The organism is Paracoccaceae bacterium Fryx2 (assembly GCA_032334235.1).
GTDB lineage: Bacteria > Pseudomonadota > Alphaproteobacteria > Rhodobacterales > Rhodobacteraceae > JAVSGI01.
This window is the reverse complement of sequence record JAVSGI010000005.1, coordinates 20,189-39,582: the sequence shown is the minus strand read 5'-3', so window position 1 is coordinate 39,582 and position 19,394 is coordinate 20,189. Positions and strand designations below refer to the sequence as shown.

General features: G+C 58.3%; 17 protein-coding genes. 8 read left to right on the top strand and 9 right to left on the bottom strand.

The features are described from left to right. Positions 1 to 47 precede the first annotated feature (47 nt). Entirely contained in the window at positions 48 to 983 is a 936-nt protein-coding gene (locus RNZ50_09420; protein MDT8855229.1) for a transposase, read from the bottom strand. Between the two features lie 557 nt (positions 984 to 1,540). Here RNZ50_09420 and RNZ50_09415 point away from each other — a divergent pair. Beyond that, positions 1,541 to 2,800, top strand: a complete 1,260-nt coding sequence (locus RNZ50_09415; GenBank protein ID MDT8855228.1) for a site-specific integrase — start codon at positions 1,541 to 1,543, stop codon at positions 2,798 to 2,800. Between the two features lie 10 nt (positions 2,801 to 2,810). Here RNZ50_09415 and RNZ50_09410 read toward each other — a convergent pair whose 3' ends face one another. Continuing rightward, positions 2,811 to 3,461, bottom strand: coding sequence for a hypothetical protein (locus RNZ50_09410; GenBank protein ID MDT8855227.1), 651 nt, complete (start codon positions 3,459 to 3,461; stop codon positions 2,811 to 2,813). Between the two features lie 175 nt (positions 3,462 to 3,636). On the opposite strand from RNZ50_09410, the gene RNZ50_09405 reads away from it, so the two are divergent. The 5 genes from RNZ50_09405 to RNZ50_09385 all read left to right on the top strand — a co-directional run bounded on the left by RNZ50_09405 (position 3,637) and on the right by RNZ50_09385 (position 6,883). Next, positions 3,637 to 4,644, top strand: a complete 1,008-nt coding sequence (locus RNZ50_09405; protein MDT8855226.1) for a WYL domain-containing protein — start codon at positions 3,637 to 3,639, stop codon at positions 4,642 to 4,644. Positions 4,645 to 4,972: 328 nt separating this feature from the next. Continuing rightward, complete coding sequence (locus RNZ50_09400) at positions 4,973 to 5,224, top strand: DNA-binding protein (protein MDT8855225.1); 252 nt, start codon at positions 4,973 to 4,975, stop codon at positions 5,222 to 5,224. Next, entirely contained in the window at positions 5,221 to 5,499 is a 279-nt protein-coding gene (locus RNZ50_09395; protein ID MDT8855224.1) for a hypothetical protein, read from the top strand. The genes RNZ50_09400 and RNZ50_09395 overlap by 4 nt, the downstream gene beginning before the upstream one ends. Beyond that, positions 5,496 to 5,921, top strand: coding sequence for a VRR-NUC domain-containing protein (locus RNZ50_09390; protein MDT8855223.1), 426 nt, complete (start codon positions 5,496 to 5,498; stop codon positions 5,919 to 5,921). The genes RNZ50_09395 and RNZ50_09390 overlap by 4 nt, the downstream gene beginning before the upstream one ends. Then, positions 5,918 to 6,883, top strand: a complete 966-nt coding sequence (locus tag RNZ50_09385; GenBank protein ID MDT8855222.1) for a helix-turn-helix domain-containing protein — start codon at positions 5,918 to 5,920, stop codon at positions 6,881 to 6,883. Before RNZ50_09390 ends, RNZ50_09385 begins: the two co-directional genes overlap by 4 nt. Before the next feature lie 11 nt (positions 6,884 to 6,894). Here RNZ50_09385 and RNZ50_09380 read toward each other — a convergent pair whose 3' ends face one another. Next, positions 6,895 to 7,266: a hypothetical protein gene (locus RNZ50_09380; protein ID MDT8855221.1), complete on the bottom strand. Its 372-nt coding sequence runs from the start codon at positions 7,264 to 7,266 to the stop codon at positions 6,895 to 6,897. 133 nt (positions 7,267 to 7,399) lie between these two features. Here RNZ50_09380 and RNZ50_09375 point away from each other — a divergent pair, with 133 nt between their 5' ends. Together RNZ50_09375 and RNZ50_09370 are read left to right on the top strand one after the other, a co-directional pair. Then, positions 7,400 to 8,146, top strand: coding sequence for a DNA methyltransferase (locus RNZ50_09375; protein ID MDT8855220.1), 747 nt, complete (start codon positions 7,400 to 7,402; stop codon positions 8,144 to 8,146). Continuing rightward, on the top strand, positions 8,143 to 8,844 hold the full coding sequence (locus tag RNZ50_09370) for a hypothetical protein (protein MDT8855219.1): 702 nt from the start codon (positions 8,143 to 8,145) through the stop codon (positions 8,842 to 8,844). The genes RNZ50_09375 and RNZ50_09370 overlap by 4 nt, the downstream gene beginning before the upstream one ends. Here RNZ50_09370 and RNZ50_09365 read toward each other — a convergent pair whose 3' ends face one another. The 6 genes from RNZ50_09365 to RNZ50_09340 form a co-directional block, all read right to left on the bottom strand. Then, the gene (locus RNZ50_09365) at positions 8,845 to 11,838 is read right to left on the bottom strand and encodes a DEAD/DEAH box helicase family protein (protein ID MDT8855218.1); all 2,994 of its coding nucleotides are present in this window, start codon (positions 11,836 to 11,838) and stop codon (positions 8,845 to 8,847) included. Further along, positions 11,835 to 12,407 carry a hypothetical protein gene (locus RNZ50_09360; protein MDT8855217.1) on the bottom strand — a complete coding sequence of 191 codons (573 nt, stop codon included), beginning with the start codon at positions 12,405 to 12,407 and terminating at the stop codon, positions 11,835 to 11,837. Before RNZ50_09360 ends, RNZ50_09365 begins: the two co-directional genes overlap by 4 nt. A 30-nt stretch (positions 12,408 to 12,437) precedes the next feature. Further along, positions 12,438 to 14,426 carry a hypothetical protein gene (locus RNZ50_09355; GenBank protein MDT8855216.1) on the bottom strand — a complete coding sequence of 663 codons (1,989 nt, stop codon included), beginning with the start codon at positions 14,424 to 14,426 and terminating at the stop codon, positions 12,438 to 12,440. After that, the gene (locus RNZ50_09350; GenBank protein MDT8855215.1) at positions 14,426 to 15,328 is read right to left on the bottom strand and encodes an Abi family protein; all 903 of its coding nucleotides are present in this window, start codon (positions 15,326 to 15,328) and stop codon (positions 14,426 to 14,428) included. Before RNZ50_09350 ends, RNZ50_09355 begins: the two co-directional genes overlap by 1 nt. 175 nt (positions 15,329 to 15,503) lie before the next feature. After that, positions 15,504 to 17,525, bottom strand: a complete 2,022-nt coding sequence (locus RNZ50_09345) for a class I SAM-dependent DNA methyltransferase (GenBank protein MDT8855214.1) — start codon at positions 17,523 to 17,525, stop codon at positions 15,504 to 15,506. A 631-nt stretch (positions 17,526 to 18,156) separates the two neighbouring features. Then, positions 18,157 to 19,176 carry an IS110 family transposase gene (locus tag RNZ50_09340; protein ID MDT8855213.1) on the bottom strand — a complete coding sequence of 340 codons (1,020 nt, stop codon included), beginning with the start codon at positions 19,174 to 19,176 and terminating at the stop codon, positions 18,157 to 18,159. Positions 19,177 to 19,394: the final 218 nt, after the last annotated feature.

Sequence of the window (19,394 nt, the reverse complement as noted above, 5' to 3'; positions counted from 1 at the left end):
CCCCAGTTTACCAACCCGCAGCGACCTGCACCTATTCCCAAAATCAATCAGGCCGGTGGGGCTGCCCTCCAGACGGGCATGCCCGTCTTCCGTCCAGCCCCACCGGCCAAGGTGGTTGTCGGCACCGGCCAAGATGGTTGTCGCTCATCAACAGCTTTAATCATGGCTTGATATTTTGCCTTGAGGTCAGGGTTGAATCTCATCGCGACCAAGGCTGGCATGTAGAGGGCGTCCCTCACTACTTTGCGACCACCCTGAATGAATGATTTCCCTCGCCATTGTCCAGATTGCCGTGTCATCGGCGCTACTCCAGTTAAACAAGCCACCTGCTTTCGGTCCATACTCCCGATTTCAGGCATCTCTATGAGAATGGTTGAAGCACAGACCGCACCAATGCCAGGAATTGAGCGGAGAATTTTCATTGAGTTCGCCAGCGTGTCATTGGAATTTATCAGACGGTCAATCTCAGCATTAATTTCAGCGATGTTCTTATCAACTTGAGCCAAGCGGGTTTTACTTTGACGGCAAGTGATGGGCAGGGTTTGGGTTTTCAGACGACTCATGATGCCCGTTCTATCCTTGATCAATCCCGATCTGAATGAGCGTAACTCCTTAAGGTCATGTTGTATTTTTGTGGCTGGCTCATCTGGTTGTAATGCAAAAGCATTCCCCATGGCGGCCAGCATTTTTGCATCAACGGCGTCGGTTTTTGCGCGTACACCTTGTGCTTGCGCAAATCGGCGCGCCTGCAAAGGGTTCACCTTTACCAATGGTAAATGCGCACCCAAGGCGCGCTCCAGCCCACCGTGGTAAGCGCCTGTTGCTTCATAAACAACGCGTGTTACCGTCGTCTGTGCGCAGAACTTGGAAAGCGCCTTAAATCCTGCAGGGCAATTGCTAAACGACATCATCTTCCCGTCGCTCAGCCGGTGAATGTCTAAAGTGGCTTTGGAAATATCTATACCAATGGTATCATCGGGCATCTTCGTCATATCCTATGCTTGTCCTAGAGGGCTTCGTGCCGCTCTGTATCCGTTCAGGCCTGTGGCGAAGGTGGTGGTTGATCTTACTCTGATACGGTCCTCAAAGACCAAGCTCTAAACGATCCAACCACCACCACAGACAAGCATTTCAAAATGCTTGTCTGTGGCTCTTGTTTCGCACAAAAGCTGGGACCTTCATAAGACAAGCAGGAAGTGATTATGCCGCTCAACCATCGCAGAACCAAGCGACGTGCGTATTTCATGTGTGATGCTGGAGTCAGGACCAGAGGCGAAAGTAGGGCCAAAATCGCCGTCCAATAAGATAAATCGTTGGGGCGCGTGCCGCCCCTTTAACGAAGTCCGGATTATTCCCAATGTTTCCGCGATTCTCTCCCAGCCTGCGCTGGGTGCCAATCCTAACCCATTGGCATCATTGGGTGGAATTCAAGCTAGGCCCCAATTCCACCTTCCGCCTGTTTTCCGCCCCCTGCCCCATGTTCTGACTTGATAGAGGTGCCGATCTACGCCTGTGTCTATTGGGAAAGGAGGCCAATTTGATGGTCAAACGATTGAAACTGAATGAGAAAGCTCTGCGTGAGGCAGAGCCAATCGAGGGCAACAGCTACCAGATTTTTGACACAGAAATTCTTGGTCTTGCGGCAAAGGTGCAGACGTCCGGCATGCGGACGTTCACGCTGGATTACCGTTACGCCGGGCGCCAGCGGCGCATGACCATTGGCCGCTGGCCAGAGTGGAGTGTGACGGCCGCGCGCGAACGTGCCAAAGACCTGCGCCGCATGATCGACGAAGGTCAGGATCCGCTGGCGGCCAAGGAAGAGCTGCGCGAAGCGCCACACATCACCGACATGATCGACCGTTACATCCGCGAACACCTGCCCAAACTGGCACAGGTCAACGCGGGTGATCAGACATCAATGCTCCGGCAGATGCTTGAGCCTGCATGGGGTGACCGGCTGGTCACCGACATCACCAAATCTGATGTTGCGAAGTTTTTGGATTTTGTGGCCGAGGGCCGACCGCGCCCCTGCAAGCTAAAGCCCAACAACCGCGCGCGCAAGCTTCAGGGCCACAAGCCAACGCCAGTACGCGCCAACCGCGTGGGCGAGGTGCTGCGCAAGATGTTCACATTGGCCGTGGAATGGGAGTGGCGCGCAGACAACCCCGCGCAGGGCTTTCACCGGCGGCTTGAGCATGCCCGCGAGCGCTTCCTGAGCCCCGAGGAGTTGGTCCGGCTTGCCGCAGCACTCGACAAAGCGGCGGATCAGCGGGGCGCTTCAATCATGCGCCTGTGTATGCTGACCGGCGCGCGCGTCGGCGAGGTGCGCACGGCGCGGTTTGAACAGTTCAACCTCGACTACGCCATCTGGTCAAAACCCGCATCGACCACCAAGCAGCGCAAGATCCACCGTGTGCCGATATCGCAAGACGTGGTGGCCATCGTGCGCCAGCGCAAGCTGGTGGTACCGAAAGAAAATGTATGGCTCTTTCCCGGCGATGCCATCGGTAAGCCCGTGCGGGAAGTCCGCCGCTTCTGGCTCAAAATCCGGCAGGAGGCCGATCTGCCAGATGTGCGCATCCACGATCTGCGCCACACCTTCGCGTCGCTTCTGGTCAGCGGTGGCGCCTCACTCGAAGTCATCGGGCGGCTGCTTGGCCACAGCCAGATGCAAACAACACAGCGTTATGCCCATTTGATGGAATCGCCACTGCGTGCAGGCGTGGACAGCGTGGCCAGCATTTTCCGGCCACGCCCCCAGCTTGTCCATGATGCCGACAAGGACAATCGCTCAGCCTAAGCGCTGGGCGTTACTTCCCCCCGCGCAAGAGCCGCCAGATCAGCAGGATGCGCTTTCGAATCGTGCTGTCCTCCGGAACCTTGCCGGACTTCGAGTTGCGGATGAACCAGTCCTGCACATCCCCCACCAAGGCCGCCTGAGTTTCTGGCACCCCTTCATCATTGATGCGTTTGAAGAGCCACGCGTACATGGCATCCCAATCATACCGCGGCGTTGCCCCAGCCGAGTGGGCGCTTCTGCGCAAAATGTCGTGTTCATCTTCATAGCGCTGAACATCCTGTCCCGGCACCAGCAGATCAGCGCTGCGGATAACAATCCCTTCAGCCGGATCGGTAATGAATATCCAATCTCCTCCCTCATACGGGGCAAGACGGCGCAGCGTGGCTGCGTCTTCGCTGGGACCGATCCGACGAAACATGGGCATCATATCCGCGACATTGACCTGGACGAGCCCCCCGATCCGGTGATGCCCGCAATTGACCGGCGAAATACCGACAATAACGCGCAGCTGCCCAAGGATGGCAGCATCCACCACCCTGTGCACAGGGCATTCCCAGCGGATTGCCAATTCCATGATCGAAAAGAACGCACTTGGTGAGGCTGTCATAATCATTCTCCTTTGTTTCCGCCACCATTCAGCCAGCCGCACATACTTCGCCATTGCCCACGCTGCGCCCGGGCAATGTGTTCCCGATCGCGCGCTGACAGCGCGCGGGGATGATTTGCGAAATCTATGTACCAAGGGAGCGCAAGAATCGCTCCAGCCGGTTCTGACAGCTTGCGGAAACCTGCACCAAATGCACTAGTGAGGGCGTAAAACTATGGCACCCCCATTCATGACCTATGTTCCCTTTTCAAAAACGCTGGAGTTGATGAAGCTCGCCGACATGGCAGCCCTGCGCCCAAAGGGCGTCAGCCTCTTGGATATTCAGGCCACCTTCAATGTAAACCACCGCAGCGCGCAGCGCATGGCACGTGCGCTGGAGACTGTCTTCCCGGCGGTGAACGTGCGCATCGATTTGACCGACCGCCGGAAATGGTGGTCATTTGCAGGGGATACGCGCCAATTGCGATTGCAGGGCATCCAGGATGACGAACTCTCCGCGCTGGAGATGGGTATACGCCGGGCTCTGCGGGAAGGGGCCGCAACCGAAGCGAGAGCACTGAAAACTTTACGCAATCGCGTGATATCGCTTCATCCCGTGGGCGAGGTCCTGCGCGCTGAGGTGGACGCGGAGGCCACGCTGCAAGCTCGGGGACATACCTGTCGCCCCAGCCCTCATACCTCCTATGATCCCGAAATTCTCGAGGTGATCGATCTGGCCCTCAAGGGACCGTTCAAGCTGGAAATCACCTATCTGGGTGAGCGGGATGATGCCCCCTGCATGCGCACTGTTGAGCCATACGGGGTTCTGTTCGGTCTGCGCTGTTATCTCGTTTGCCGCGTGCCCGATGCGGACAAACGCACCAGGCATTTGCAGATTGATCGTATCCTCAAGGCCCGACGCCTGAACGAGAGCTTTGCACGGGATCAGGAATTTGACCTCCATGCACATGCCGCGCGAACATTTGGGTCGTTTGATTCAGAAACCGAATTTGGCACCGTGATTTGGCGCTTTAACAAACGTGCGGCACCCTTCGCGCGGGACTATGTGTTTCATCCCAATCAGATACTGCAGGATGACCAAGATGGCGGTCTGATCGTCAGCTTTGAGGCGGGCGGTTGGTTGGAGATGGCCTGGCATCTTTACAAATGGGGCGACACGGTTGAAGTCGTCGCTCCGGATGAATTGCGCGAGCTGGTTTCTGAACACCGGCGCAGTGATTTCCCCTCATTTCCATAAAAACGCGGTCTCGTCCGAGTGGAACGCGTTCCCATGCCGTTCCGCACCCAGCCCATCCCGTGCGCCCCGCTGAACGCTGAACCAAAGCAGCCATTCATGGAGCAGCGCTGAAGTGTCCATTCTGTGGGGGTGGAATTACCCCGGAAAATTCCGGAATCTGCCTTCAAAACCGAACGGCTGGCGCGCACAAAACTAAAAATACCCAATAAAATATGGGGTGGAATTTGTCTGCGGCCCCAATTCCACCTTCCGCCTCGTTTCCACCCCTCGGCCTCTGCTGTGATCTCCCCAGCCCGACTGTCTCGGGCGCGAACCGAGGAGATCACCCATGTCAGAGACGATGACACTTGAACCGACCACCGAGCCTTTGAGCCTGCTCTCGGACTGGATCAGCCGCGAGCATCTGGCCGAAGACCTTATGCTGAAGCCCGACACGCTGTCGCGCTGGGAGGCCAGGCGCGAGGGACCGCCCTGCATGCGCATTGGGCGCAAGGTCTTCTATCGCCGCAGCAGCGTCGAGCAGTGGCTGCTGAACCGTGAGCAAAGCCGCGCGCCCCGTCAACGGAGGAGCCGTCGATGAGCATCTCGCTGCCCTTCCGCAAGCACAACCAGCGCGGTGAGCGTGACGCGGCCCGCCAGGACTGGATCGACGACCGCCGCCGTGAGGCGCGGATAGTTGTGGCCGATGTGGCTCATCATTCCGATCACCTGCTGCGCATGGCCTGCAAGGTTCTGGTCCAGCACGGCGAGACGCCAGAGGAATGCGAGGATGCGCGCATCTTACTGGTCATCATAGACGCTAAATCACCCGGACGTGACGATCGCAGGTCTCGCGACGGGGAGGACCGAGGATGAAGCGGCGCGGGACACCGGAGGCAGATCTGCAACGCGCTGTTGTGGTCGCCCTTCGCTTTGCCCTCCCAAAGGGGGCAATCATTCATCACTGCGTCAACGAGGTAACCGAGGCAGGTCCCCGTGGGGCGAAGCGCCAGGCGATCCTTGTGGGCATGGGTGTGCATGCAGGTTTTGCGGATTTGATCGTGCTCTGCGATGGCCGCGTACTGTTCCTGGAGCTGAAATCCCTCAAGGGGCGGCTGAGCCCCACGCAGGAGGCGTTTCGAGATGCCATGCTGGCGCAGGGCTTTGGCTGGGCACTGGTGCGCAGTCTCGACGATGCGCTGGGTGCACTTGCCGATCATGGGTTCACCACCCGCGTGGTCAGTCACGACACATTTCAGCGCGCTGAGGCCACCTTGGTGCGGAGGGCCCAGCCATGAGCCACAAAGCGACTGTCTGGGCCATCCAGCAACGCGGGCTGAAGCCTGCCACCAAGATCGTGCTCTGGTTTCTGTGCGACCGGCACAACCCGGATTTCGGCTGTTTTCCGACGCAGGCCCGGCTTGCCGATGATGCCGAAATGTCGATCTCGGCGCTGAACGAACACCTCGCCAAGTTGGAAAAACTGCACTTGATCCACCGCGTCCGCGTCCATGATCCGCGCACGCACAAGCGCCAGGCGACACGCTACATCTTGGGGTTTGAAGAAGTGTTTCCACAAGAGCCAACTCCGGAAACCGGACACGGTTTAAGCAGAACAGAGGAAGAACAACACGTCGACCCAACTCCGGAAACCGGAGATAGGGCCATCTCCGGATTTTCGACAAAGCCATCTCCGGATTTTGCCCAAAGCCATCTCCGGAATCCGGAGACTAACCTTGTAAGGGAACCTTTAAGTAAACCTGTAAAGGAGGAGGAGGACGCGCAAGCGCGAGATTCCAATTTTGAGAATTTCTTCGCAGAACTGCTCGGCGCGCTGGGCTTTGCCGCCGATGCCAGCCTCCCAGCGTGGTGGCAGGGCTTACCAGCGCAATTGCACGTTCGCCGCTGGATCGATGACCTCGGGTTGTCTGAGGATCGGATCATCGAGACCGCCACCGAGACTCGGCGCGATCACCCGAACCCGCCCGATGGCCCAAAGGCGCTGGATCGGTTCATGGAACGCGCCGCTCAGCGTGATGCGCAGGCCGCAGCAGATGCAAGCGGCGGGAAAGCCAAACGGCAGCGCAAGCGCGATGTTGGCCCTCCACCCAGTGAAGATCAACTCGCGGCCTTTTACGCCGCCAAGGTGAACTCCGACGAATATCTGCCCGCCAGCATGATCAGCAACGCCATGTGCGAGGCCATGCTGGCGCGTGGCCTTGTCACCCGCGAGCGGCTGCTGCTGCGAAAGGGGCGGTGAATGGCATGGTGTCACGTCCCCGGCATGGATTGTCCCTCTGCGCAGGCGGCGGAGGCTTGGATATGGGCCTCATGCTGGCCGAGCCCGGCTATCACACCCGCGCCTTCGTCGAATGTGAAGACTGGCCTCGATCTGTGCTCATCACCGCCCAGCGCGCGGGGTATTTCGCCCCAGCGCCAATCTGGGATGATTTGCGCAGCCTCAAAGCCCGGTCCTTCCGCGGTGCCTTTGACACGGTTCTCGCCGGATATCCCTGCCAGCCCTTCAGTGCCGCTGGCAAACGCGGCGGCGCCGACGATCCGCGCCACCTCTGGCCCGAAGTCGCCCGGGTCATCCGGGAATGCATCCCAGAATGGGTCTTCGTTGAGAACGTCGCCGGTCACGTCAGCCTCGGCCTTGAAGCCGTGCTGCGAGACCTTTGGAGAATGGGCTACACGCCTGCGGCAGGCCTGTTCAGCGCGGCTGAAGTTGGCGCGCCGCACCAGCGGTTACGAATCTTCATCCTGGCCCACACCGATGAGCCTGCATCCGGGCACGGCCACCTACAACCCGGCGGGCAACAGCGACTTCACCCGCAAGGCGGAAGCGCTTGCGCTGGGCATCACGAACTGGTCGACGCCCAAGGCGACGGACGGCGCGAAGGGCGGGCCGGGTCAGAGCTATGGTTCGGGCGGCACCCCACCCCTGCCAGCACAGGCGGCTCAATGGCAGACGCCGGTGGCGGACGATCAGGTCGACCGGCTGCGCGGCAAGATCAACAGCCGGGGCGAGCCGAAGTTGTCGGCGCAGGCGATCCAGTGGCCGACACCGGCGGCGCAGAACTGGAAGGGCAGCAGTGCGGCCAGCATCACCCGCGCCGATGGCAAGAGCCGGATGGATATCCTGCACTACCGGGCGGAGCAGGGCTTCACCCACCCGGACCCGGCGATCGGGAGGCATGGGCGGCGGTTCTCACCGCACGGCCCGATCTCGCGCCCGCTGTGGGCTTCAATGATTGCCTTGCATGGGCGGGTCGTCTCGCGACGGATCCTGAAAGCCCGGGCACGGCGGCGGCTCAATCCGATCTTCGTCGGATGGCTGATGGGCTGGCCCATCGGGCATGCGCTCTGCGCCTGCTCGGCAACGGAGTTCATCCTCTGGCAGCAGCGCATGCGTGGCGCACTCTCGCAGCTGCCCATGGCCTCGGGCCCTTGGATCTGGCGGCCGACCGAGGGAACGGAGGGCCCAGCGCAAATGAGCCTCTTTGACGGATCGCTGCCATGAGCATGCAGGGACGGATTGGCCGCGCCGGTGGTGCTAAGGTGAAACGCGCGCTGGGCGTGCAAGCGCTGCTGGAATGGGCGTTCCGGGTGGAACAAGCGCAGTTGGAATTGCCCCCACCAAAGGGTGCCATCGAGGAAGGCTACGGGTTTGGTCTCGAATACATCCTGCTGCAACGCGCGGCGCTGGGCTGCAAGGTTGACGGTGGTCAGCACAAGATGGGCAGCTACACCCATGCCGACGCCGAAGTGATCGCTGCCACAGTCGCGGGGATGCCTGACAATCTCGGCGGCATCCGGATGGCGATCGGCGTGGCCGAAATGGCGCACGCAGGCATAACGCCCGACTGGATGCCCGGCGCGGTGCCGCGCTGCGTGCCGGTGGAAACCAAGCAGAACCAGTATGGCGAACGATCAAGCACCATCATCGTGGGCTTTGAGCGCATCCGGGTTCGAGGTCCGACTGCACGCGGCACTTGGAAAACCATAGATATCCTCGCCTGCCCGGTGACCTGGCGACCGCATCCGGAACAGATCGCAGCCGCCCGGCGCGGCTATGAGGATTGGTGGCAGGCGCTGGATTGGGTGAGGGATGGGTTGGTGGCGGGTGGCATGCTGCGCGAGATGGAAGTGACGGCGGTGATGCCGAAGGTGCAGCCATGGGCACTGTCCAAGAGGACACAACCCTCAAACCGCATATGATCATGCAGCTCGGGCTGCACGCATCACACGACGGAACATCAACTCCATCAACATGTCACGGGCCTCCTTGTCTTGCATGAAAGCGTTTCGCATCTGGTTGTCCCGCTGGAAAACATGGATCGCACGGCGCATGAACTCAGCGTTAAAGCGGTCCTTGACCACTTCCGGCGCATTGTTGCGCAGAATCTCAACCCACGCCTCGTCATCTAAAATAGCGTCGTTAACCGCCTCGAAGCGGATATAGTCCTCTTCAGTGAAGTTTGTGCCATGACGCGCGTTGAATGCATCGATAATCTCGGACAGCGCCCTTTGTTCTTCCTCGGTATAGGCATTCGCACCAAAGCGGTCGATTGGTGACAGGCTGGCGGTATCGTCACGTTGGAGGCGGCCATCCGAAACACCCTGATCTTGTAGACGGTATGCAGTCATCTGCAACATGTCGTCAGTTATGTCTTCACCTTCAGGCGCGGCACGCGACGGCAGCAACCGCTTCAACCAGGAGCCATACAGATGCAGCTTTTCCAGCCCCGTGTCCTGCAAGCTGACCACTTGCGCGATGAAGGAATAGAAGCGCAGGAACGACGCCAAAAGCTGGCGAAATTCCTCCTGTTCATCTTCAGCCAGTTGGGCTTCAAAGCGAGCAACCGCTTGACGGACAATCCCTTCCAATACCGGTCGCTCATCGGCAGCTTGCCTATTTCCGAGGAACCGGCCAACGAAGCGGTCAATCTCATCCTGCTGCAGGATCCCGAAGGCATTCAACCGCGCCTGCAGGTTGTAGATTTGATTTGGGTCTGAACGGTCTTCCATTCCTGTGGCATTGAAATAAGGCTTGAATGCCTCTTGGATGTCCTGGACCGCATTTCTGAAATCCAGAATGAAGGTCCGGGTTTTCGTCGGAGAGGTCCGGTTCAAACGCGACAACGTTTGTACTGCCTGCAATCCGTCCAGCTTGCGGTCGATGTACATCGCCAACAGCTTTGGTTGGTCGAATCCGGTCTGATACTTTTCAGCAACTACCAACACGTTGAACTCAGCTCCATCGAACCGACGGGGCAATTCCGTTTCCGGAAAACCGTTCATTCCCGGCTCAGAGTAGGACTGACCATCCACCAAAATCTCGCCCGAAAACGCTACTAGAGAATGCACATTCTCATATTCCTGCGCGACGACATATCGGCTGATCGCCTGATGGGTGCGGATAGCATGTTCCCTGCTGGAGGTTACAACCATTGCCTTTGCGTGGCCACCCAGCTCTGGCAGGGCGTGGCGACGGAAGTGTTCAACGATCACCTCGGCTTTCTGATCCATCGCGGTTTCATGGAAATCAACGTATCGGGCAACCTTCCGCCGCGATTTTCGTTCCAGAAGCTCCGGATCCTCGTCGATGGCCTTCTCCAAGGCAAAATAGGCCTGATACGTCTGGTAGTTCTGAAGCACGTCGAGGATGAACCCCTCCTCAATTGCCTGCCGCATAGAATAGAGATGGAACGGAACGGGCAACCCGTCTGGCCCACTGATGCCGAACCGTTCCATCGTAACGTTGCGAGGTGTCGCGGTGAAAGCCAGATACGATAGGTTGGTTTGTGGACCGCGTAGGCGCTGCAACTCCAGCAGGGCCCGTTCCACCCCATCGTGCTCATCATCGTCGGAAATCCCGCCGTCCGCCAATATCCGCGCCATGCTATCGGCATGTTTGCCCGATTGCGAACTGTGCGCTTCATCAATCAGGATCGCGAACCGGCGCTGGGCCTCATTTTTCAGAACGCTCATCTGATCCGTGGAAAACTTATGGATCGTCGATATGATGATCTTGGCACCCTGCTCGATGGCGGCCCGTAACTGCCTCGACGTGCCATCGATGGCCTTCACATAGTTCGCGGTCTGGGCAAAGGATTTCACCGTGTTCTGAAGTTGCCTGTCCAAGACTACCCGGTCAGTAACGATGATCACGCTGTCAAAGACTGGTCGATCCTGATCATCGTGCAGGGTGGCAAGCTGATGGGCGACCCATGCAATAGTGTTGGATTTTCCCGAACCCGCCGAATGCTGGAACAGGTAGTTCTGCCCAGCGCCCTTTTGCTTGGCATCTGCGCATAGGCGACGCACGGCATCAAGTTGATGGAAACGGGGCCAGATGGTCGTACGCTTGACCTTACCACCCGACTCCTCGACTTCACTGACCAATACGAATTTGTGGATAATATCGAGCAGCACTTCGCGCGACCACACCGCCTTGCAGCCTGGGACATCGCGGTACAGGTAGGCAATACGAAATTCACCTTCGATATCTGGACTGCCCGCGCCACCATTCCGCCCCCGGTTGAAGGGCAAGAACCGAGTCCGACCGTTTTCAAGATGGGTCGTCATCGACACGTTGTCTTGGTCCAAGGCGAAATGGACCAGCGCCCCGCGCTTGAACGTCAGCAGGAACTCACCGTTTGGCGACCGGTCGCGGCGATACTGGGTCTCTGCCGTCTGATAGGTGGAACCCGTCAGAGTGTTCTTAATCTCCAACGTGATCACCGGAATGCCATTCACAAAAAGCACCACGTCGATGGCGTTCTCCGATGACCGACTGTAGCGCACCTGACGCATAGCGGTCAGGATGTTGCCCTCGTAGGCACGCACCAGATCCGGGTTCATCGCTGAAGCAGGACGAAACCCGCACAGGCTTATGCGAATACCTGGAACGATGGTGATACCCTGCCGCAGCACCTCCAGCGTGCCGACAGCGCCAAGGCGGCTGGCAATCTGCCGGGAAAGTTCGGCCTCGGCGCGGCCGGGGTATTGGTCATTCAGTCGAGTCCATGCACCGGGTTGAGTCGCACGAATAAACTCGACCGCCATCTCGGGGTCGATGGCGTTCGCTCGGTCAAAGGCCGCATAGGGACGCTCCACCCAGCCCTGCTGTGTAACAAGCTGGTCCACGAGGTGGATTTCGACAGCCTCTTCGGTGTGCAACTTCTCGCGGCGAATATTGGGGCTGGTCATGAATTTTTTCCTCGAGCGACGCTGGCCGGAACATTCAGACGCAGGCGTTCAATCAAATCAACAAAATGATCACGGAGCGCACGCATGGCGTCGCGGAGAAAGTCCATCTCGGCCCAACCTTCGGGGCCGGGAAACTGGCCTTTTTCGCCACCGTATCGCAGGTAGGTCGAGCGTGGGTCAACCGCATGCAATTCAAGAATGCGGTTCTGCGACCAGTCAGGCAGGCATGGTGCCATGACGATCAGCTTTGCCAGATCATGTTCTCTGCCAGGTTTTCCGCCATGCGCTTCGATCAGGGACTTGAGGTAAAGCTCAAACGAGTGGCGATAGAGATAAAGGATCGGGCTGGAGACAGTATAATCGGCCACATGGTTATCGTTCACCAGCTTCACAATGGCTTCGGCCGCGTTGAAGTATTGATCTGCCAATCCACGCTTATTTTCTACCAACGCAACCATCCCGTCCCGCAAAATCCCCTTCGGGTAGGACCATTCATCAAAACGCGCGGCCCTGTCATCCATCTCGGTGAATAGCGGTGTATGCCGCAGATGGTCTGCGTCGTCACTCATGCACCGCTCCACTGATAACCGATCATCCCGTCACTCACTCTCAAAAAGGCTGGGCGTGCTGGTCGATATCGTTCGCGGCCCCGCGCCATGCGGGACGATGCCGTTGCGGCGCATCCAGGCAAGCCAGTTGTGCAAATCGGCCTCTTTGAACTTACCCTTGTCTGCGTGCCAGTTTTGGCGGAAGCCTCGGATGATCGCGGCATCGTCGGGCTGCTGGCCATCGATCAGCGCGTCGTTCCAAACGGCGTAAAGGGTCGCGACGGCTTCGGTTGCCTCGGTATTCATGTCCCTGAAAAGATCCACCATGCTGCGAAGGCTGGCGACCTTGTCGCCTAGATGTGCCGACAAGGCGTCGCGATGGTCCCCGGCCCGGGGCATGCGCTGGAAAGTGATCCTGCCGCGGTCGGCGGTGCCATCTTCCTTGGCGTCGAAGAACTGTCCTTGGCGCAGCCCGACTTCGATTTCCGGCATCATGGCGCCGTCGTAAGGGCCTGCGCGATAGCGTTCATATCGCCCATCGATTTCATTGATGTTAGCGTGGGCTTCGGCCAAGTACATCATCTTTTGCAGCTTTATGCGCCCCAATGATGGCTGCGCGCCGAGCCGATGCACCACGTCGGCGGCGACCAGCACACGGACAGTGCACCGATCTGGTCCGGTGACGGGTTGCGGGGTGGGATGCACCGGGACGACCTCGGCGACAGCGCGCGTCGGCGGCTTGGCAGCCGCTGATTGAGCATGTGCAGCAACATCGATCTGCCCTGTCACAGCGGCAGTGATCAGGGCGGCACGGTATTCACGCAGGCGAACTATGGAGTTTGTGACCCGTTCCGAGATCGCGGTGAACCGATCGAGCCGGGCATTCAAATCGTCAAGGACCGCTCGCATTTCCTCGGGCGGCGGAACCGCAATCGGCAGCTTTTCGACATTGGTTTTGGATATCGACGCAAGGTTTGTGCTCTGGTTCGAGTGCAGATAGAAGAAGTCTCGTGCGTATCGGGCATTAGTGGCCATCGAAATCCAGTCGGAATAGCGCAGATCGCCCGGCGTGACGCAGAACACATGGTTCTGGTTCAGGCAGGGTTCAAACGGCGCATGCCAGACGGCACCCCGACCGAGCTTGTCGTTGTCGCCCCCTTCGTTCATCAGAACATCGCCGCGTCGCAGGCTAAACCGCTTGATCTCAGTTTCGGTCACGTCGATTTCTGCAACATCGGAGACATTGACCCAACCCGCCTGCACATTTGCGACCCGCAGATAGGGTGTTGTGATAACAACAGCGCCCTCGGGGAGTGTTCGACCCAATGTCATTCCGCCACGAACCCGGGCAAGATGTTTCAGCCGCCAGATGCGCCAAGTTGCAGGTATGCTGGGTAGGTAGGGTGACTCGGTTTCGACAAGCGGCGCATTGGCATCCAGCCCGACCGAGACCGCGCGAGAAATGGTGGAGAAACGCGCGTCCGCAATCGCCAACAAGATCTGCTGCTTCTTTGCGATCAGCGCATCAATGCGGGCTGTTTCAGTGTCGAGGAGATCGGCGATCAGTTTCTGGATGGATAGGCCGGGAAGATGAAGCGACAAGCCCTTGATGCCCTCTTGCCCCAGTCCATAGCGAGTAATTCCACTTGCCGCGACTGCAAATGCCTCTTGAGCACCCTTGGACTGCAAGGCCCAGAACAGAAAACCGCCACGGCACTTCTTCTTGAATGCGCGCAGGATAGTCAGATGATAGCCGCAAACCAAGTCATCAGCCGTATTGCGAACATAGGCAGGTACGCCAATATCGTGCCGATCTTCGGAATCTTTCGTGATGATCACGTCATCTACCCGCAGGCTGAACCGCTTGATTTCAGCCTCGGTCGCCGAGCCGTTGTCGAATTCCATTTCAGGCGTGATAAAATCGTTTTTGTAAACATGGACATAGTTGCAGAGCCGAACCGGAATCTCGGTAGGGTCAATCACCTTGTCGACATTGCTGTTCATGACGGTCGCAACATGACGCAAGCGCATGATTTCCATCACGCCACCCTCCATGCCGCGCGCGCCCGCCAGTCCGCCGGAAAGCCCATCGCCGCCGGATCGGCCTGCGGGCAGCCGTCAATCAACTCCACCAGCCGACCGCGCCAACCACTGTCGGGTGCCACGACCAGAAGTAGGTGATCCAGCATGACAAGAGTGTTGTGCAACATCCGGTCATGGGCACCGCGCATCGCCACCGGCAATTTTGCCGGAAACTTTGGCACAGACATGGTGACAGTGAACCGCTTGTTCCACATCCGCCCGTGGTGGGCGCAGATGTTTCGCACATAACTCATGTGATGCACGAACGAGATTAATGCCTTCTCATCCAGTCCAAAGGGCTTTGCGATGGCTTGGCGGTCGGCCCGCAGCTTTAAGTTGCCCATCCACTTCGACAGCTGCCCAAACGAAACGACCTCGGCCGCCATCCAGACCGGAGGCAGGACCGGATCGGTGTATTTGGTGCGATAGTGATCGGCGAACGTTTCCTTTGACCGACTGAATTCAACCGACAGTGTCGTAACGGCGCGCGCGTGGCGGTCTCGGCTATCGTATAATCTCTGCTCAAGGTAGCCGTGCGCGCCATAGGTCATTGCCATGTGATGCGCCCATCCGGCACGCAACGCTACTTCCACGCGCTCAACCGCGTCCATGATAAGCAGCCGCAGCTGCCGATCAAAAACGTACAAGGCCAGCACGTCTTCGAACCGCGTATCGGGCAGGAAGCCATGATCACCGTTTGCAACCGGGGCCTCATAGGGCAGCCAGTAGGCGCGCAGACGATAATAGGAGATGTGCTGCAGGTAGTGCCGCGCGGAGACATCGTCAGCTATGACCATGCCGCGACGACGCAGAAGGGCGAGTTGATCATCAATGGATGTGGCAGGCTTGGTGAACTTCATCGGGCCACCATGTTATTGGTTTTGGCGCGAATGCAGGCCCTAAAAACAAGTAACCCGCCAGGGTGCGCAGTACAAAGCCGAAGCTCTGCCCGAGGCGTGGCGGGTCTTGTTGTAAATACAGATAGTCGAGAGGTATCACTAAAGCAATAACGATCCGCACCGAGACACAAAAATTTCATACCACCACCTCGGACAGGAGGGCTGCGATTTCCGACTCGAGCGACTTCAGTTCGGCGTCGATCTCGGCCAATGGGCGTGGCGGGACGTAACGGTAAAAGTACCGGTTGAAGTTGATCTCGTACCCAACCCGACCCACCAGGCCGTCGCGGTCATCGGTATACGCGGTGTCCACCCAAGCATCGGGAACGAAGGGCCGCACCTCCCTGTCGAAATAGAGCTGCCAGCCTTCCAGCAGCGGCACCAGTTCATGATCGCGCAGGCTGGTGTTGGGTTCGGGGTTGCCGTCTTTGTCACGGCAGATCGCTGCTTCTTCATCCGGCGTGCCAAACTGGGACAGAATGGCCTTACGAACCGGCGCTCCGATTTTCAGCCGTGCGTCGCGCAGAGCACGGGTCAGGGCAATGTCAAAATCAACCCGGTCCATGAACACCTCGCCACCCAGATCAGCTTTGAGGGCGATAAGCAGCTCCTGCCTCTCGGTGGCGGTCAGCTTTTCCATCGCCTTGTCTTGGGCGAGCGTGATCAACGCCTCGTCCGTGACCTCGAAGCGAAGACGCAGCGGGCGTTCCACCCGGATCTCGCGATAGCCAAAATCTGTAATGGGGAAAATCTTTGACACGTCACCGTAACCGGCATGGCCGTTCAGATACTCGCCATAGATGCGCACGATCTCGGCCCGGGCGTCATCCGTGATTTCCCGGCGCTTCGACCCCAGGGACTTGCGCATGGATCGCCAGAACCGCTCGCCAGAGCCGTCGATTAGTTGTACCCTGCCACATCGATCAACCGGCTTGCGGTTGGTCAGGATCCACACATAGGTCTGAATGCCCGTGTTATAAAAAATGTCAGTTGGTAGCGCGATGATCGCTTCGACCCAATCTTGTTCCAGCATCCAGCGCCGAATTTCGGACTCACCCGATGCCGCGCCACCGGTGAACAGCGGCGATCCATTCATCACGATACCGATGCGCGAGCCATTTTCATCGTCACGCATCTTCGAGATCATGTGCTGCAGGAAAAGCAGCTGCCCATCCGAGATGCGCGGCAACCCCGCGCCGAACCGCCCCTTCATCCCACGATCAGCCGCCTCTTCCTTGATCGGATCGGCATATTTCTTCCAGTCGACCCCATAGGGCGGGTTCGACAGCATATAGTGGAAGGTCTGCCCCTTGTGGGCATCTTGGATCAGGGTGTTGCCAAAAGCGATGCGCGACGCATCGTGGCCCTTCACCAGCATGTCAGATTTGCAGATGGCGAAGGATTCAGCGTTTAGTTCCTGGCCAAACAGGTCAACGTGAAGGGTGGGGTTCATCTCCACCATGCGTTCCTCGGCGATGGACAACATGCCGCCCGTCCCACATGCTGGATCATATATGCGCCGCACGATGTGGCGCCCGGACAATGCACCCTGATCATTGGCGATCAGCAGATCAACCATCAGACGCACCACTTCGCGCGGGGTGAAATGCTCCCCAGCGGTTTCGTTCGACATTTCCGAGAAACGGCGGATCAGCTCTTCGAACAGGTATCCCATTTCAAGGTTGGACACCGCTTCCGGGTGCAAGTCAATTTGGCTGACCCGGTCGAAAACCGCCCAGAGAATACCGGCATTGTCCAGCTTCTTCAGGGTTTCAGTGAATTCGAATTTCTCGATAAAGATGTCTCGGACGTTCGGGCTGAACTTGGCAATGTAATCGATCAGGTTTGCCCGCAGCTGGCGTGGGTCTTGTCCCCGTAGCGAGGCGAAGGTAAACTGGCTTTCGTTGTAGATTTGCCCGCCCGGTGAGGCGATAGCCGTCAAGATCATCGCGCGCGCTTCGTCGTCGGTTTCCTCCGGCAGCGTGGCGGCTGTTTCAAGTACTGCAGCTTTGGTCAATTCCAAAAGGCAATCGAGTCGCCGTAGGACAGTAAAAGGCAGAACGATCTTGCCGTATTCTGATTGTTTGAAATCCCCGCGCAAGATTTCCGCGATGGACCAGATGTAACCGGCGTTGGTCTTGATCGTGTCCTGGCTCAAAATATCACCTTCCAAAGTCCTCGGAAGGGCTTGTTTGCCTTCAACTTCCGCTGTTTTTTCTCTTTAACGATACGCGCGACTGCGGGATCACTCAACCCGTCATAATTGCCCGGAACCACAAACCGCACCCCCCCCCACGGCATGGTTCCTCCCCGGCCCTGAACGTATGCGGGGGGGCGCAGCGCGCCATTTCGCTAGCGACAGGCACTTTCACCGGGGAATCCAGGCGGAATCCACCTGCCACTCGATTTTGGAAAAAGCGACTCATTATCAAAGGCTTGCGGAATCATGATCTTGGCGTGCTGGATTCTTTTCGGAATCCAGGGAATCCACTTTGTGGAAGCCACCCTGCCGGAAGCCATGTGTGGATGCCTCCCGTTGTGCAAGGAAAATTTTGACCTTCTTGGCATGTGATCGAGTGCGGTCATGTGTCAGGCCTCTCTGTGCGGCTTTTCACATGCCGCGGGCCGGTATGGAGATACGCGGATCAGGTCCAAATCAGCTCAGACGCGCTCAAGTTGGCGCTTTGGCTTCCCCTGGTTTTCCTGATCCCGATCTGATCGATCATTTGCCCATGCAGGTCATTGCCTTCCTCACACTCCCGGGCGGCGGGTTGCGGCAGGGTTCAATTTCACCCCACCATCACCGGCCCCCGGTATTCCTCGTTTTTCGTCAACATGGCCCAAAGACCGCGCGCCATCTTGTTGGCCAAGGCGATGGCGACCAGCATGCGTGGCTTGCGGGCCAGCATTTTCTCCAACCATGATCCCTTGGGAGCGCCCCTTCGAACCGATGAACCCACCACCGCCATCGCGCCGACAATAAGCAATCGCCGGATATCGCACTGGCCCATTTTCGATGTCTTGCCCAAGATCTGCTTGCCGCCCGTTGATCGTTGCAATGGCACCAGACCAAGCCATGCCGCGAAATCACGCCCGCAGCGAAAGCTTTCCATGACCGGCGCGAAGGTTTCGACGGCCAGCGCCGTGATCGGCCCGACGCCCGGCATAGTCCGCAGACGCCGGGCGACCTCGCCTGAAAGACGAGAGATTTCCTTGTCCAGCACCGCAAGCCGCTCGGTCAGCCGCGAGATCTGTTCAATCAACTCGCGGCAGGAAAAGCGCACCAGCGCGGGCAGGTCGCTGTTGTCAGCGTCTACGATCTCGACCAGTTGCTTCACATTCTGAACCCCGATCGGCGCGATATAGCCGAATTCATAAAGATGCGCCCGCAGCGCGTTTATGGCCTCGGTGCGCTGACGAATGAACTGCGCGCGGGTCCGAAACAAAACCGCCCCCCCCTGCTGATCTGGCGTCTTGGGGTCCACAAAGCGCATGGTTGGACGCAGGGCCGCTTCGACGATGGCCTCGGCATCGGCGGTATCGTTCTTGTGCCGCTTGACGAAGGGCTTGACGTAGCGGGGCGCGATCAGACGTGGGTCATGGCCCATCTGTGCCACCTCACGCGCCCAGTAATGCGAACTGCCGCAAGCCTCCATCGCCACAAGGCAGGCGGGATGACCCGACATGAACTTATGAAACTGAACCCGCGTAAGCTTCTTGCGGAACACGACCGAACCATCGGCCGCAGCGCCATGAAGCTGGAAAACGTTCTTTGCAAGATCAACGCCAATGATGGTCACTTCTTTCACGGATGCCTCCTTCGATTTGCTTGGTTTCAACGTCCAAAGCTTGGCACATTACGATGCCGTAGGGGAGGGAGGCATCCACTCCATCAGCCAGCGGAAGCCACCCCGTAAGAAGTCATTGAATCCACGTCATTTTTTCACTTGACATTTCTAGCCCCCTTGACCTACCTATAAATCATTGAGAAATTACGCCCGGAGGATAAACCTCGCGGGCGTTTTTG

Coding starts and splice junctions, on each gene's coding strand:
- RNZ50_09420 (MDT8855229.1), bottom strand. CDS start 983: ATGCCCGATGATACCATTGGTATAGATATTTCCAAAGCCACTTTAGAC.
- RNZ50_09405 (MDT8855226.1), top strand. CDS start 3,637: ATGACCTATGTTCCCTTTTCAAAAACGCTGGAGTTGATGAAGCTCGCC.
- RNZ50_09375 (MDT8855220.1), top strand. CDS start 7,400: ATGAGCCTGCATCCGGGCACGGCCACCTACAACCCGGCGGGCAACAGC.
- RNZ50_09415 (MDT8855228.1), top strand. CDS start 1,541: ATGGTCAAACGATTGAAACTGAATGAGAAAGCTCTGCGTGAGGCAGAG.
- RNZ50_09400 (MDT8855225.1), top strand. CDS start 4,973: ATGTCAGAGACGATGACACTTGAACCGACCACCGAGCCTTTGAGCCTG.
- RNZ50_09395 (MDT8855224.1), top strand. CDS start 5,221: ATGAGCATCTCGCTGCCCTTCCGCAAGCACAACCAGCGCGGTGAGCGT.
- RNZ50_09385 (MDT8855222.1), top strand. CDS start 5,918: ATGAGCCACAAAGCGACTGTCTGGGCCATCCAGCAACGCGGGCTGAAG.
- RNZ50_09350 (MDT8855215.1), bottom strand. CDS start 15,328: ATGAAGTTCACCAAGCCTGCCACATCCATTGATGATCAACTCGCCCTT.
- RNZ50_09365 (MDT8855218.1), bottom strand. CDS start 11,838: ATGACCAGCCCCAATATTCGCCGCGAGAAGTTGCACACCGAAGAGGCT.
- RNZ50_09370 (MDT8855219.1), top strand. CDS start 8,143: ATGAGCATGCAGGGACGGATTGGCCGCGCCGGTGGTGCTAAGGTGAAA.
- RNZ50_09360 (MDT8855217.1), bottom strand. CDS start 12,407: ATGAGTGACGACGCAGACCATCTGCGGCATACACCGCTATTCACCGAG.
- RNZ50_09355 (MDT8855216.1), bottom strand. CDS start 14,426: ATGGAAATCATGCGCTTGCGTCATGTTGCGACCGTCATGAACAGCAAT.
- RNZ50_09410 (MDT8855227.1), bottom strand. CDS start 3,461: ATGGCGAAGTATGTGCGGCTGGCTGAATGGTGGCGGAAACAAAGGAGA.
- RNZ50_09390 (MDT8855223.1), top strand. CDS start 5,496: ATGAAGCGGCGCGGGACACCGGAGGCAGATCTGCAACGCGCTGTTGTG.